Source organism: Clostridium sp., from assembly GCF_040797585.1.
Taxonomy (GTDB): domain Bacteria; phylum Bacillota; class Clostridia; order Clostridiales; family Clostridiaceae; genus Clostridium_Z.
This window is the reverse complement of sequence record NZ_JBFNEO010000062.1, coordinates 1-13,774: the sequence shown is the minus strand read 5'-3', so window position 1 is coordinate 13,774 and position 13,774 is coordinate 1. Positions and strand designations below refer to the sequence as shown.

Genomic DNA, 13,774 nt, shown 5'->3' with positions numbered 1-13,774 from the left:
CTATTTATATCTCATTTTAAAAATAAGTTTTTACATTAATATTTTTTAAGAGAAAAGGTAAATAAAACACCTTTTTCCTTCCCTTTATTCTCAACCCAAATATCTTCCCCTAGTTGGGTTAATATGTTTCTAACTATAGGAAGTCCAAGTCCTGTACTTATCTTTGAGGTTCTTGATTTATCATCCTTATAGAATCTCTCCCAAATATGTCCTATATGCTCCTTTGGTATAATTGGTCCATCATTGTAAATAGATACTAAAACTTTGTTTCCTCTACCTCTTGTTTTTATACTTATATTTCCACCATCTGTAGAGTACTTTATAGCATTATCTAAAACATTAGTAATTACCTGTATTAGTCTATCTCTGTCTCCAAGAACATACATATGATCTTCCTCAAAAGTTACATTAACTTTTAAATGTTTAGAATTTATCCTTTGCTCAAATTTTATTACACATATTCTTATCAGCTCATTTATATCTATATCTGATATGACTAATTTTAACTTCCCTGATTCCATAGCAGATAAATCTAATAAATCATTTATAAGTCTTGATAATCTTTTAACTTCTTCAAAAGCTATGGTCAAATAATAATTTTCCTTGTCCTTAGGTATTACTCCATCCAGTATTCCACCTATGAATCCCTTTATAGAAGTTAATGGTGATCTTATTTCATGAGATACATTAGACATAAATTCTCGCCTTGTATTCTCTACCTCTTCAATGGAGTCTGCCATAATATTAAAGGATTTTGCAAGTTCTCCAACTTCATCCTCTGACTCTATTAATACTCTTTTTTCAACCTCGCCCTTTGAAATCTTTTTGGCTACATTATTTATATGAGCTAAAGGTCCTATTAGTATTTTTTGAGCGAAATAGTATATAAATATACTAGTCGTAACCACTGCCAGTAAAGCACATATCCATATTATGCTATATACTCTTCTTAATGGCTCTTTTATAAGATTTAAAGGAGTATGCATAAAAATAACACCTTTAAAATTATTATCCTTAAATATAGGTTTTAAATATATATAGGAAGGAAAATTAAATGGCTCAAAGAAACTTCCTTTTTTTTCAATAGTATTTCCAAACCTAAGCTCATCCATTTCCTTTATAGGTAAAGTTGTGAACAATAACTCCTTATATTCCTCTGATGATACTGCATATATGTATCCATAAGAATCTGCAAGTAAAATATTTGTTCCAAGAGCGTTTGATGTAAGGGCTAATTCTCTTTGAAGTCTACTTAAAGAGGAATCTTGCTTTTCATATAAGTAATTAGTAGCAGAAGTAGCAATACTACTTCCAACCTTATCAAGTTGAGACTTTCTTTCATTTAAATAGTAACCCTCAAACCATATAGATAAAAATGCTGCCATCATTATAAATGTAATACTAATTATGGCTGTAAAGACTACTATCATTTTTGATACAAGGCTATTTTTAATCACTTTTATTTACCCTCTTTTACTTAACCTCAAATTTATATCCTACACCCCATACAGTTTCAAGTTGCCAATTATTCCCTCCATGGAGTTTTTCTCTTAATCTCTTTATATGGACATCCACTGTTCTCGAATCCCCTGGATAATCATAGCCCCAAACTTCACACAGCAGTTGTTCTCTTGTGAAAACTCTATTCTTATTACTTGCTAAGTAATAAAGAAGTTCAAATTCCTTAGGTGGCATTTTAATTTCCTCATTCTTATAAACAACTGTATAAGAATTCACATCAACTGATAAATCAGAGAATACTAAAGCTTCTTTACCAGAGTTCTCTGAATTATATCTTCTCATAACTGCTTTTATTCTAGCTAAAAGTTCCTTTGGTTCAAAAGGTTTTACTATATAATCATCTGCACCAAGTTCAAGTCCTAAAACTTTATCAAAGGTATCTCCTTTAGCTGTTACCATTATAACTGGAGTTTCTCCTTCTCTTCTTATCCATTTTAAAACGTCTATTCCATCCATATATGGAAGCATTATATCTAGTAAAACTAAATCTGGCTTATATTCTAAAAATATTTCTTGTGCCTTCTTTCCATCATGGCATGTTTTAGTATCGTATCCTGAACTTTCTAAATACATTTTTATAACTTCACATATGTTTTCATCATCATCTACTACTAGAATTTTCCCTATGGTTCCTTCCATTTAAAATCACCTCATCTATTTTTTATTCTACCCAAGAAAATAAAATTTACTAAAAATAAATATTCAAAAAATTTAATAAATATGCTACAACTATTTTACCATGAAATAATGAAGAAACTATTACAATTATTTAATCATTTAAAAAACAAAGGGAATATATCAAAATTAATGCTGTATACATAAAGTTTTGATACATCCCCTTTTTAATATATATTTTTTATTTATTAATCTTCAAATAATTTACTTAATGGCACATCATCATATATTCTTCTTATAGCTTCAGCAAACATAGGTGCTACCGATAATGACTTGAATTTTTCAAGATCTCCTCTTTCTGGAAGATCTATAGTATTAAGCATTACAAGTTCTTTGATAGCTGAATCATTTATTCTTTCAAATGCTGGTCCTGATAAAACCCCATGAGTACAGCAAGCATAAACTTCTGTAGCTCCTAAATCTATAAGAGCATTAGCAGCATTTGCTATTGTACCTGCAGTGTCTATCATATCATCTATTAATATACAAGCCTTGCCTCTTATGTCTCCTATTATGTTCATTATTTCAGAAACATTAGCCTTTGGTCTTCTCTTGTCTATTATAGCTATAGGAGCATGTAATCTATCTGCAAATTTTCTTGCTCTTGTAACACTTCCAAGGTCTGGAGATACAACAACCACATCATCTCTATCTGCAAAACCTTTTTCTACAAAATGCTTTCCTAAAATTGATACTCCCATTAAATGATCTACTGGTATATTAAAGTATCCTTGTATTTGAGCTGCATGTAAGTCCATTGTAAGAACTCTATCCGCTCCTGCTGTTGTTAAAAGATCAGCAACAAGCTTCGCTGTTATTGGATCTCTTGACTTAGCTTTTCTATCTTGTCTTGCATATCCATAGTAAGGCATAACTGCAGTTATACGTCCTGCAGAAGCTCTCTTAAATGCATCAATCATTATTAATAATTCCATTAAGTTATTGTTTACTGGTGAATTAGTAGATTGAACTACGAAAACATCAGCTCCTCTTACAGTTTCCTTAATATTTACTGATATCTCTCCATCACTAAATGTTCCTATATCAGCTCCACCAACTTCTACACCTAATATATTAGCTATATCTTCAGCTAGCTTTGGGTGTGAATTTCCTGTAAATATTTTTATGTTTTTGCCATGGCTTATCATTGTATGAAGACCTCCTTAAATTTTGTTTGTCTTTGGCTAAAGGTTTATTTATTAAATCCTTTTTTTTCTACCCATCCTTTAATGTTAACCTGTTTAGCTCTAGCTACTGCAAGACTTCCTTCTGGAACTTCACTAGTTATAGTAGATCCTGCTGCTACATAGCTATTGCTTTCAATCTTTACTGGGGATACAAGGTTTGAATTACATCCAATAAAAGCATTATCCCCTACTATAGTTTTATTTTTATTTTTCCCATCATAGTTTACAACAACTGTTCCACAGCCGAAGTTACAACTACTTCCAACTTCTGCATCTCCTATATAGGTAAGATGAGATACCTTAGTGTTGTCTCCTATAATAGATTTTTTTATCTCAACAAAATCACCTATTTTAACGTTATTTCCAATAGTGCTTTCAGGTCTTATGTATGCAAATGGTCCTACAGTGGTACCTTCTCCAACCTTACTATCTAAAATAACAGAATTCTGCACTGTAACATTATTTTCTATTGTGCTATCACTTATTCTTGAATTACCATATATTATGCATCCTTCCTTTATAATAGTTTTACCCTCTATTATATTGTTAGGATATATTATAGTATCACATCCTATTTCCACATCTACACCTATATAAGTAGAACTTGGATCTATTAATGTAACACCATTTTCCATATGTATTTTATTAATTCTATGTCTTAATAATCTTTCAGCTTCTGAAAGTTGCACTCTTGAATTTATTCCTATAGTTTCTTCAAAATCTATAGCCATAGCTCCTACCTTATGTCCTGAATCCTTTAATATTCCTATTACATCTGTAAGGTAGTACTCCCCCTGAGCATTGTTATTATTTAATTTATCCAGGCTACTTAGAAGACTTTCTATATCAAAGCAATAAATAGCTGAATTTATTTCATTTATCCTTAATTCATTTTCTGAACAATCCTTATGCTCTACAATCTTTTCAACATTATTATTTTCATTTCTAACTATTCTTCCATAGCCTGTTGGATTATCTACTATAGAAGTTAATATAGTAGCTTTAAATCCTTCTTTAATATGAAGTTCTAGTAACCTCTCTACTGTGGATGCTTCTATTAAAGGTGCATCTCCAGCAAATACAGCTACTACACCTTTCTTATCTTTTAAGAACTCTTTAGAACACATAATAGCGTGTCCTGTTCCTAATTGCTTATCTTGAAAGGAATAACTAACTTCCCTAGACCTTGTACCATCTTTTACCTTGTCTGCGCCTTTTCCAACTATTACATTCACATCATCTATATGTGCTTTTCTCATGGTATCTATCACATGATTAACCATTTCTTTTCCACATACCTTATGTAAAACTTTCGGCGTGGTAGATTTCATCCTTTTTCCTTCACCTGCTGCTAATACAATAGCACATTTGATCATATTTGCACCTCTTTAAACCTTTTTATTTAAATAGAGTATACTATTTCCTATTACAATAAAAATATTGCACAACTTATATTATATTTTATATAAACTTCTTTTTCAACCTTAGTATTGCTATATATATTTGAATTAATGCAAAAAATAAAAAGGAGCTATATCTACTCCTTTTTATCGCATTACTCTATATTTTCTTTATCTTCTGGCTCTTCATTTTTAACTTTTTCATACTCATCAAAAATTGCCTTTTGAATTTTCTCTCTTGTTTCAGTGTTGATAGGATGGGCAATATCCTTGAATTCTCCGTCTGGAGTCTTTCTACTAGGCATTGCTATAAATAGTCCATTCTGACCCTCAATAACTTTTATGTCATGTACAACAAAGTCATTATTAAAGGTAACAGATACAATAGCTTTCATCTTGCCTTCTGAAGATATTTTTCTAATTCTAACATCGGTTATTTGCATTTGAAACCTCACCTCCAAGATGCTTTACTGAATAATATTCTCTATGAAAATGTGATTTCCTTCTTTTTTAATGAAATTTTTAGAAAATTTTATCTTTTAAAACATTTCGATACTGTGAACTCCGCCTCTCCTTTAACTACACCCTTAAAATCTATTATAGAATAATATCCATCTACTAATTTTTCATTCACTGTATAATCATCTATAAGTACTCCCATACCAACTAAATTGCTATCGAATTCCTTTAAAAGGTCCTTAATCCCAAGAGCCGTTCCACCTGATCTCATGAAGTCATCTATGTATAGACAATTACATCCTCTTTTTATAGATCTTTTAGCTAAGCACATGTTTTGAATATTTCCACTAGATCCAGTCACATAATTTATAGTAACAGTAGATCCTTCTGTAACTTTACTATCTCTTCTTACTATTATAAGTTCTACCCCTAAGTTCCTAGCCACTTCATAAGCAAGAGGAATACCCTTAGTTTCAACAGTCATAACGTAGTCTATATCCTTATGAGTAAAAAAGGTAGATAACATAAGTCCAGCTTTTTTTATGAACTCTGGACTGTACATAACATCCGTCATATAAACAAAATTACCTGGAATTATTCTTTCTTTTTCCATTAATAACTTGCATATATCTTCTGCAAATTTAAGCTTTAAATCTTCACTCATATTTGGTATAAACTTTATTCCTCCAGCTGCCCCTGATACTGTTTGAACCTTTCCAAGTGAAAGCTTTTCTAAAATTTCTCTAACTATTACTATATCTTCACTAACTGTAGATTTAGCAGCATTTAATAATTCAGAAAATACATTAAGACTAACAACCTTATTAGGGTTTTCGGAAAGAATTTTTGTTATAGCAACTACCCTGCTATTTCTTGAAAACTTCTCCATAATATCACCTACTAAAAAATTTAACATAATTACGAATTATCCCTATTAATTTATTGTGGATTATTCATGTTTTATTGTATTCTATATTAAACCTAATATCAAGTAAGTTACTTCTTTAGTTTTAATTATATTTTAAAAACCTATTCAATTAATATATTTTCCATTATATCACTGTATTTATGATACTATTTTAATTTTACTAATAATATATTAACTAAAAGAATTAAGTAAACGATAACAAGTATAGGATTTGTAACATTTTTCACATACCATATGGTAAAATATAGTTATGAAATTTTTAAATTAATCAATGAAAGGACTGCAACCTAAATGAGAAAATCGAATAAAATAACACCGTATAGTCTAGAACCCGGGATGACTCTTGCAAAAGATATCTATTTAAATGATGTAAAGATTGTAGGAGAAGGTATTGTCCTTAATGAAAAAATCATAAATAAAATAAAGACTCTTTATAACCTTTCGGATATATATATATTTGATGAAGTTGATGAATTAGAAAATGAGGCCATATCATCTAAAGCCTCAGATGATTATAAAATTACAGAAAAGACTTTAAAAACTGTTTCTATAAAAGCTAAAGAAATGTTTGATTCAGTAAAAAATACCTCTAAGATAAATCTTGCTGAAGTTCGTTCTATATCAGAAGATTTACTATCTAACCTTAAACATACAGGTCTTATCATTAAAAATATAACAGAAGATCGTAGAGAAAATTATTATGAATATAGACATCTTGTCAATGTTGCTGTTTTAAGTGCTCTCATGGCTAAATGGTTAGAATTATCTCAAAGAGAATCTCTACTTTTAATATATTCAGGATTTCTTCATGATATAGGAAAAAGTAAAATGCCTGAAAGCATATTATACAAATCTGGCCCTCTTACAACTAAAGAAAAGACCTTAATAAAATCTCACCCAATTAAGGGATATGACTTAGTTAAAAATATACAATTTTTAGACCCCTCTGTAGGTCAAGCTATTCTCCTTCATCATGAAAGATTAGATGGCTCCGGCTATCCTTTAGGATTGAAGGATAATAAAATCCCTATGTTTTCTCGTATAATCGCTATAGCGGATATTTTTGACTCTATGACATCCAATAGATGCTATAGAGCTAAAGAATCTCCATTAAAAGCTTTAGAGGTTATTAAAGAAGATTCTTATAAAAAACTAGATATGAAGCTTGCAAATGTTTTTATAAATAACATGTGCGACTACTATACAGGTGAGATCGCATTGTTAAGTGATGGTTCAAAGGCAAAAATAATAAAAATAGATCCTATTGATATTACTCATCCTCTAGTTAGTGTAAAAGATGAATTTATTGACTTAAAGGTAGAAAAAAGCCTAAATATAGTGGATATTTTATAATTTATGTATTCATTTATATTAAATATGTATATAATTATTAAATGAATAATTTAATCAAGAGGAGTGAGATCATTGTCTTTTGACTTTTTAAAGGATAAAAATAAGAAAATACATTTTATAGGAATTGGTGGAGTAAGTATGAGCGGACTTGCCGCCGTGCTTTTGAATAATGGATATAAGGTATCTGGATCTGATAGAAGCTCTTCGAATATAACTGAAATATTAGAAGAAAAAGGCTGTGAAATATATATAGGCCATGATAAAAATAATTTGAAGGATGTATCTCTAGTAGTATACACTGCTGCTATCTCTTCTGATAACCCTGAACTTATATATGCTAAAGAAAATAATATAGCTCTTATGGATAGAGCTGAATTTCTAGGTCTTATTATGAAAGGACATAAGTATAATGTGGCCATATCCGGTACCCATGGTAAAACATCTACTACTTCTATGATATCCCACATAACTTTAGAAGGAAATTTAGACCCAACTATTCTAGTTGGTGGAAACTTAGATATTATAAATGGAAACTTTAAAATAGGAAATAGTGAGTATTTTATAACTGAAGCTTGTGAATATAAGGAATCATTCTTAAAGTTCTATCCTTATATAGGAATAATTTTAAATATAGATGCAGATCATCTTGACTATTATAGGGATATAGAACATATTGAGGAAGCGTTTAAGAAATTTGTTAGTCTAATTCCTGAAGATGGTTATGCCATAGGATGTGCTGATGATTCTAGAGTAGTAAAGGTTCTAAAAGGTGCAAAATGTAATACATTAACTTATGGAATTGAGAATGGGGACTTAATAGCTAAAAACATTGAATTCCTGGGTCATGGTTCTAAGTTTGATGTTTTCTTTAAAGGAGACTTATTATTTAATATATCCTTAAAAGTACCTGGAAAGCATAATATTCTTAATGCATTAAGTGCTATTGGCGCTTCATTAGTCCTTAATATCCCTAATGAAGCTATAGTATCTGGTCTTAAGAATTTTGGAAATGCTCATAAAAGATTCGAATTCAAAGGGGAAAAGGATAGTGTAACGGTAATTGATGATTATGCACATCATCCATCTGAAATAAAAGCTACCTTAGAATCCGTTAAAAATATGAACTACAACAAAATATATTGTGTGTTCCAACCTCACACCTATACAAGAACCCACAGTCTATTTAATGATTTTGTAGAGAGCTTTAATGATTGTGATGAATTAATACTTCTTGATATATATGCTGCGAGAGAAAAAGATACTGGAATTGTTAGTTCAGAAATGTTAGGAGATAAAATTAGAGAAAAAGGACTTAAATGTATAAATGCTAAAAGTCATGAAGATGCCATGAAATATGTGTCTTCTAAGTTAAACAAAGGAGATTTACTTATCACTGTAGGAGCTGGTGATGTAGTTAAAGTTGGAGAAATGTTCCTTAAATAATAACCCTTTAAAAACATCTGATATGGTACAGAATATTCTATTAATTAAATATTTTTTATTGACATTATTTTGTAATGATAATATTCTATTAATGTAAGATAAAACTTATTAATAAATTTTAAAGAAGGAGGTAGGAAAAATGTTAAAAATGAAATTTAAGACTCTATTAATCGCTGGAAATTTATTTTTAAATAATAGCCCTATCTTCTTTGGTAACAGTGAATTTTAAAAAGGAGGTAGGACCTATGTTAATTATGTTATTAAATAATAGTTCATCTTTAAAACTTAATAATTATAAAACAGGTGTTAACCCTATCTTCTTTAGTGGTACTTTTTTATAACATTTAAGTACCCTTATGATGGTGCGTAAAAGTATGGGGTTCTCACTCCATGACTTTTATATAAAAACTAAGAATTTTATGGTCATGGTTAATCTTATGTTTTCATAAGGCATATCCATGGCCTTTTTGTGTCCCTAGGGCTAATATGCCCTTATGCAAAATATTAGATTATCCTAAAATAAGATTCTTCAATCTGAAAGGTCATGGTTTAACCTTGTGTTTCACAAGGTTATTCATGGCCTTTTCTTTTCTAAAAAGGAGGTCTAGACATTGAAAAAAATTTTTAATTATCTTTGGAAGTATAAGCTTCTAGTATTCATACCTACCCTATTCATGATTCTGAATATAGTGTTAGATATGATAAATCCAATTCTTATGAAGGAGTTAGTAGATAAGGTCATTATAGGAAAAAATATGTCCTTACTTCTTGAAATATCCTTCTGGTTAATAGCAATTACCTTAAGCCGTGCTATATTGGGATATTTTAAGGAATATATCTTTGATATTATGGCTAGCAGGGTGAATGTGGACTTAAAGTATGATTTATTTAATCACATTCAAAGTCTTCATTTTAAGTATTTTGATAATATGAACACTGGTGAGCTTATGTCAAGAATAGGTGAAGATATAGATAATATATGGAGAACCTTATCCTTTGGACTTAGGATATTCATTGAGAATATTATCTACTTTATATTTGCTTCTGCATTTTTATTTTATCTAAATTGGAAACTAGCTTTAGCCTGTATATCCATAATGATTCCTATTGGTTTTTTAGCTCTAAAGCTAGAGAAAAAAGAAATGGAAACTTACGATAAAATAAGTGACCATAATGCAGAGATGAACACAGCAGCACAAGAAAATATTGCTGGAGTTAGGCTTGTAAAAGCTTTCGCAAGGGAAAAGCATGAAATTTTAAAATTCCTTAAAATGAATAAGGTAAATCATAAGCTTAACATGGATCAAGCAAAGATTTTGGGTAAATACTATCCCCCTATAGAGTTCTTAACAAATTTATCCCTTGTAATTATGATTGCTCTTGGTGGATATTTTGTAATAAAAAAGGAAATGTCTATAGGTGCTCTTGTAGCCTTTAACGGTTATATATGGAACCTAATATGGCCTATGAGAATGCTTGGTTGGCTTACTAACATGTTAGCTCAAAATAAAGCTTCTTGTAGTAAAATCCTAAAGATTTTTGACACTAAACCAGACATTGATGTTTCTAAATATTCTAAGAATTTAGAAAGAGTCTCTGGAAATATAGAATTTAGAAATGTATCTTTTAAATATAATGATGAAGTAATATTAAAAAATATAAATCTTAAGATACCTTCCGGTTCTAATGTGGCCATTATGGGAACTACAGGATCTGGTAAATCCAGTCTTATAGGACTAATAGGAAGATATTACGATGTGTTTCAAGGTGAAGTCCTAGTTGATGGAGTTAATGTTAAGGAATTAAACCTAAAAACTTTAAGGAACTCTATGTCTATAGTTCCTCAAGATACATTCCTTTTCTCAGATACCATATCTCAAAACATTAAATTTGGTAAGAGAGATGCAAGTGAGGAAGAAATAATAAAGGCATGCACACTAGCATGTGCAACTGAATTTATAGATGAACTAGAAGATGGTTATTCAACTGTTGTAGGTGAACGTGGTCTTGGGCTTTCTGGGGGACAAAAGCAAAGACTATCTATAGCTCGTGCATTAGTTCGTAACTCTTCAATATTAATATTGGATGATTCCACATCTGCCTTAGATATGGAAACAGAATTTAAACTCTTAAAAAATCTTAACAACAATAAGTCATCTAACACCACCTTTATAATAGCTCATAGAATATCTGCTGTTAAAAACGCTGATATCATATTATTTATGGAAAATGGAGAAATAGTAGAAAGAGGTACCCATGAAGAACTATTAGCTATTAAGGGTAAGTATTATGAAATCTATTGTGAACAATTTAAGGATTTTAATTTAGATGAATTTATCAGTAATGAAAATAAAAAAGAGGTGGTATAATGGCTAGAAATTCAGTAAGACAGGATGAGTCTTCAATTCATCATTCTAAGTCTTATATTATAAAAAGATTATTAGGATATCTAAAACCTTATAGTCTTAAAGTATTTATTGTTATTTCTCTCATGGTTTTTGTAATGATATGCGGACTACTAAATCCATATTTATTAAAAGTAGCTATTGATGAGAATATACAAGATTCTAATGTAAATGGTCTTATATATATTGCAGCTTTATTAGTAGGCTTAAACTTTTTAGGAATGATTGCTTCTAAGAAGAGAATTATAATGATGTCAGAGGTTACTAATAAAATCTTAGTAAGTATAAGAGATGAACTTTATACTCATATACAAAAGCTTTCTTTCTCTTTCTTTGACAATAGACCCGTTGGAAAAATCCTTGCCCGTGTTATGGGAGACGTAAATTCTCTTCAAGAACTTTTTTCAACCTCTATAACAAGTTTAGTTCCTGAAGTTTTAAATCTTCTTTGCGTAACTGTAGTAATGTTTTATCTTAATTACAAATTAGCACTGGCTGCTATTATAATTCTTCCTCTATTATTTGTATCTTTATTCTCTATAGAGAAATATGGTACTAAGAGGTGGATCAAGTATAGACAAAAACGTTCTAACCTTAATGCTTTTACCCACGAAGATTTTTCTGGTATTAAAATAATTCAAAGCTTTGCTAATGAAAAAAACACTTCAAAAAACTTTAATGAATTAGTTAATGAAATGATGAATTCTTTTAATCATTGTATTAAGCTAAATGACTTGTTTTGGCCACTGGTTGAACTTTCTTGGGGATTTGGTTCTGTTATAGTTTACTGGGTTGGAGCGAGACTTATAATAAAAGATGATATTTCTGTAGGTACTCTTATAGCCTTTTCTTGGTATATAACAATGTTCTGGAGACCTATAATGAATATATCAAACTTCTACAATACTTTAATAACCAACTTTGCTGCTGGAGAAAGAATCTTTGAAATAATGGATATAAACCCTGATATCGTAAATAGTGAATTAGCAATTAAAATGCCTGTTATTAATGGTAATGTAGAATTTAAAAATGTAACCTTTGCTTATGATGAAACTCCTGTGCTTCACAATGTGAACTTCAAGGTAAAGCCTGGTGAAAGCATAGCACTGGTAGGACCTACTGGAGCTGGTAAAACTACAATAATAAATCTTATTAGTAGATTCTATGACACTACTGAAGGAGAAGTATTAATAGATGGTCTCAATGTTGAAAATGTAGATATATCCTCTTTAAGAAGTCAAATGGGGATTATGCTTCAGGATACATTCTTATTCTCTGCAACCATTAAGGAAAATATAAAATACGGAAAACTTAATGCAACAGATGAAGATGTAATAAAAGCTGCTAAGGCTGTAAATGCTCACGACTTTATAATGAGCCTTGAAAAAGGATATGATACAGAAGTTAATGAACGTGGATCAAGACTTTCTGTTGGTCAAAGACAACTAATATCCTTTGCTCGTGCATTACTTGCTAATCCTAGAATATTGATATTAGATGAAGCTACTTCTAATATAGACACTTACACAGAAATTCTAGTTCAAAAAGGAATAAACAAACTCTTGCACGGAAGAACTTCCTTTGTTATCGCTCATAGATTATCAACCATAAGAGATTGTGATAAGATAATGGTTATTGATAATGGAAATATATGCGAAGCTGGTTCTCACGAAGAGCTTATAAAACTTAAAGGAAAATATTATGATCTTTTCACTGCTCAATATAAATTCCTTAAGGAGGGAGCTTAAAATTGATACAATACAAGTATATATGTGATGATAGCTTAAAAGAAAATATATGCTCTAGGGTATTAAATAGCTTACCAAATTGGTTCGGCATAGAAGAATCCACTAAATACTATATAAATAAAAGCAAAGATATGCTATTCTATAGCGCTTATGATAATAAAACTCCTGTAGGCTTTGTCTCAATAAAAGAAAATAATCCTCATACTGCTGAAATTTTCTGCATGGGAGTATTAGAAGAATACCATAATAAAAAAATAGGTACTACATTACTAAAATATATTCACCATCATCTGCGGTGTAATAAGTATGAATTTCTTATGGTTAAGACTCTAGGGCCTTCTCATAAGGATCCTTATTATAAAAAAACACGAGGTTTCTATGAAAGTATAGGTTTCTCTCCCTTAGAAGAAATAAAAGAAATATGGGGTGAAAACTGCCCTTGTCTTATAATGGTTAAATCTCTTCATCATGAGGAAAATTATTTATAAGACCAACAAGAAAATAATTCTCTATATAGGGTTTTACCTCAAAATCCATTTTATATAACCATTGTAACTTAACCCTAAATAGATTGAATTATTCTTAAAGTTCTATATAAACTTTAAAACTTCTAGCTAATTAATATAACAGAGCCCTGCAATTTTAAAAATTGTGG

11 protein-coding genes are annotated in these 13,774 nt (G+C 30.1%); 5 read left to right on the top strand and 6 right to left on the bottom strand.

The window, feature by feature from the left end:
- Positions 1 to 35: 35 nt before the first annotated feature.
- From AB2369_RS05970 to purR, 6 genes are all read right to left on the bottom strand, one after another.
- Positions 36 to 1,454 (bottom strand): ATP-binding protein, encoded by a 1,419-nt coding sequence (locus AB2369_RS05970; RefSeq protein ID WP_367665565.1) that lies wholly within the window; start codon positions 1,452 to 1,454, stop codon positions 36 to 38.
- A gap of 19 nt (positions 1,455 to 1,473) precedes the next feature.
- A complete protein-coding gene (locus AB2369_RS05965; RefSeq protein ID WP_367665564.1) occupies positions 1,474 to 2,160 on the bottom strand; it encodes a response regulator in 687 nt (228 codons plus the stop codon).
- Positions 2,161 to 2,384: 224 nt separating this feature from the next.
- The gene (locus AB2369_RS05960) at positions 2,385 to 3,344 is read right to left on the bottom strand and encodes a ribose-phosphate diphosphokinase (protein WP_367665563.1); all 960 of its coding nucleotides are present in this window, start codon (positions 3,342 to 3,344) and stop codon (positions 2,385 to 2,387) included.
- Between the two features lie 44 nt (positions 3,345 to 3,388).
- Positions 3,389 to 4,759 (bottom strand): bifunctional UDP-N-acetylglucosamine diphosphorylase/glucosamine-1-phosphate N-acetyltransferase GlmU, encoded by a 1,371-nt coding sequence (gene glmU, locus AB2369_RS05955; protein ID WP_367665562.1) that lies wholly within the window; start codon positions 4,757 to 4,759, stop codon positions 3,389 to 3,391.
- A gap of 179 nt (positions 4,760 to 4,938) precedes the next feature.
- Positions 4,939 to 5,226, bottom strand: a complete 288-nt coding sequence (gene spoVG, locus AB2369_RS05950) for a septation regulator SpoVG (RefSeq protein WP_367665561.1) — start codon at positions 5,224 to 5,226, stop codon at positions 4,939 to 4,941.
- 89 nt (positions 5,227 to 5,315) lie between these two features.
- Complete coding sequence (purR, locus tag AB2369_RS05945; RefSeq protein WP_367665560.1) at positions 5,316 to 6,131, bottom strand: pur operon repressor; 816 nt, start codon at positions 6,129 to 6,131, stop codon at positions 5,316 to 5,318.
- Positions 6,132 to 6,461: 330 nt separating this feature from the next.
- On the opposite strand from purR, the gene AB2369_RS05940 reads away from it, so the two are divergent.
- From AB2369_RS05940 to AB2369_RS05920, 5 genes are all read left to right on the top strand, one after another.
- On the top strand, positions 6,462 to 7,523 hold the full coding sequence (locus AB2369_RS05940) for an HD-GYP domain-containing protein (RefSeq protein ID WP_367665559.1): 1,062 nt from the start codon (positions 6,462 to 6,464) through the stop codon (positions 7,521 to 7,523).
- 72 nt (positions 7,524 to 7,595) lie between these two features.
- On the top strand, positions 7,596 to 8,966 hold the full coding sequence (murC, locus tag AB2369_RS05935) for a UDP-N-acetylmuramate--L-alanine ligase (protein ID WP_367665558.1): 1,371 nt from the start codon (positions 7,596 to 7,598) through the stop codon (positions 8,964 to 8,966).
- 611 nt (positions 8,967 to 9,577) lie between these two features.
- Positions 9,578 to 11,335: an ABC transporter ATP-binding protein gene (locus AB2369_RS05930; RefSeq protein WP_367665557.1), complete on the top strand. Its 1,758-nt coding sequence runs from the start codon at positions 9,578 to 9,580 to the stop codon at positions 11,333 to 11,335.
- Positions 11,335 to 13,119 carry an ABC transporter ATP-binding protein gene (locus AB2369_RS05925; protein WP_367665556.1) on the top strand — a complete coding sequence of 595 codons (1,785 nt, stop codon included), beginning with the start codon at positions 11,335 to 11,337 and terminating at the stop codon, positions 13,117 to 13,119. Before AB2369_RS05930 ends, AB2369_RS05925 begins: the two co-directional genes overlap by 1 nt.
- Positions 13,120 to 13,121: 2 nt before the next feature.
- A complete protein-coding gene (locus AB2369_RS05920; RefSeq protein WP_367665555.1) occupies positions 13,122 to 13,607 on the top strand; it encodes a GNAT family N-acetyltransferase in 486 nt (161 codons plus the stop codon).
- Positions 13,608 to 13,774: the final 167 nt, after the last annotated feature.

Bases quoted from the DNA above. Each gene is read 5' to 3' on its own strand.
- AB2369_RS05965 (WP_367665564.1), bottom strand. From the start codon at position 2,160: ATGGAAGGAACCATAGGGAAAATTCTAGTAGTAGATGATGATGAAAAC.
- AB2369_RS05960 (WP_367665563.1), bottom strand. From the start codon at position 3,344: ATGATAAGCCATGGCAAAAACATAAAAATATTTACAGGAAATTCACAC.
- glmU (WP_367665562.1), bottom strand. From the start codon at position 4,759: ATGATCAAATGTGCTATTGTATTAGCAGCAGGTGAAGGAAAAAGGATG.
- spoVG (WP_367665561.1), bottom strand. From the start codon at position 5,226: ATGCAAATAACCGATGTTAGAATTAGAAAAATATCTTCAGAAGGCAAG.
- purR (WP_367665560.1), bottom strand. From the start codon at position 6,131: ATGGAGAAGTTTTCAAGAAATAGCAGGGTAGTTGCTATAACAAAAATT.
- AB2369_RS05940 (WP_367665559.1), top strand. From the start codon at position 6,462: ATGAGAAAATCGAATAAAATAACACCGTATAGTCTAGAACCCGGGATG.
- AB2369_RS05925 (WP_367665556.1), top strand. From the start codon at position 11,335: ATGGCTAGAAATTCAGTAAGACAGGATGAGTCTTCAATTCATCATTCT.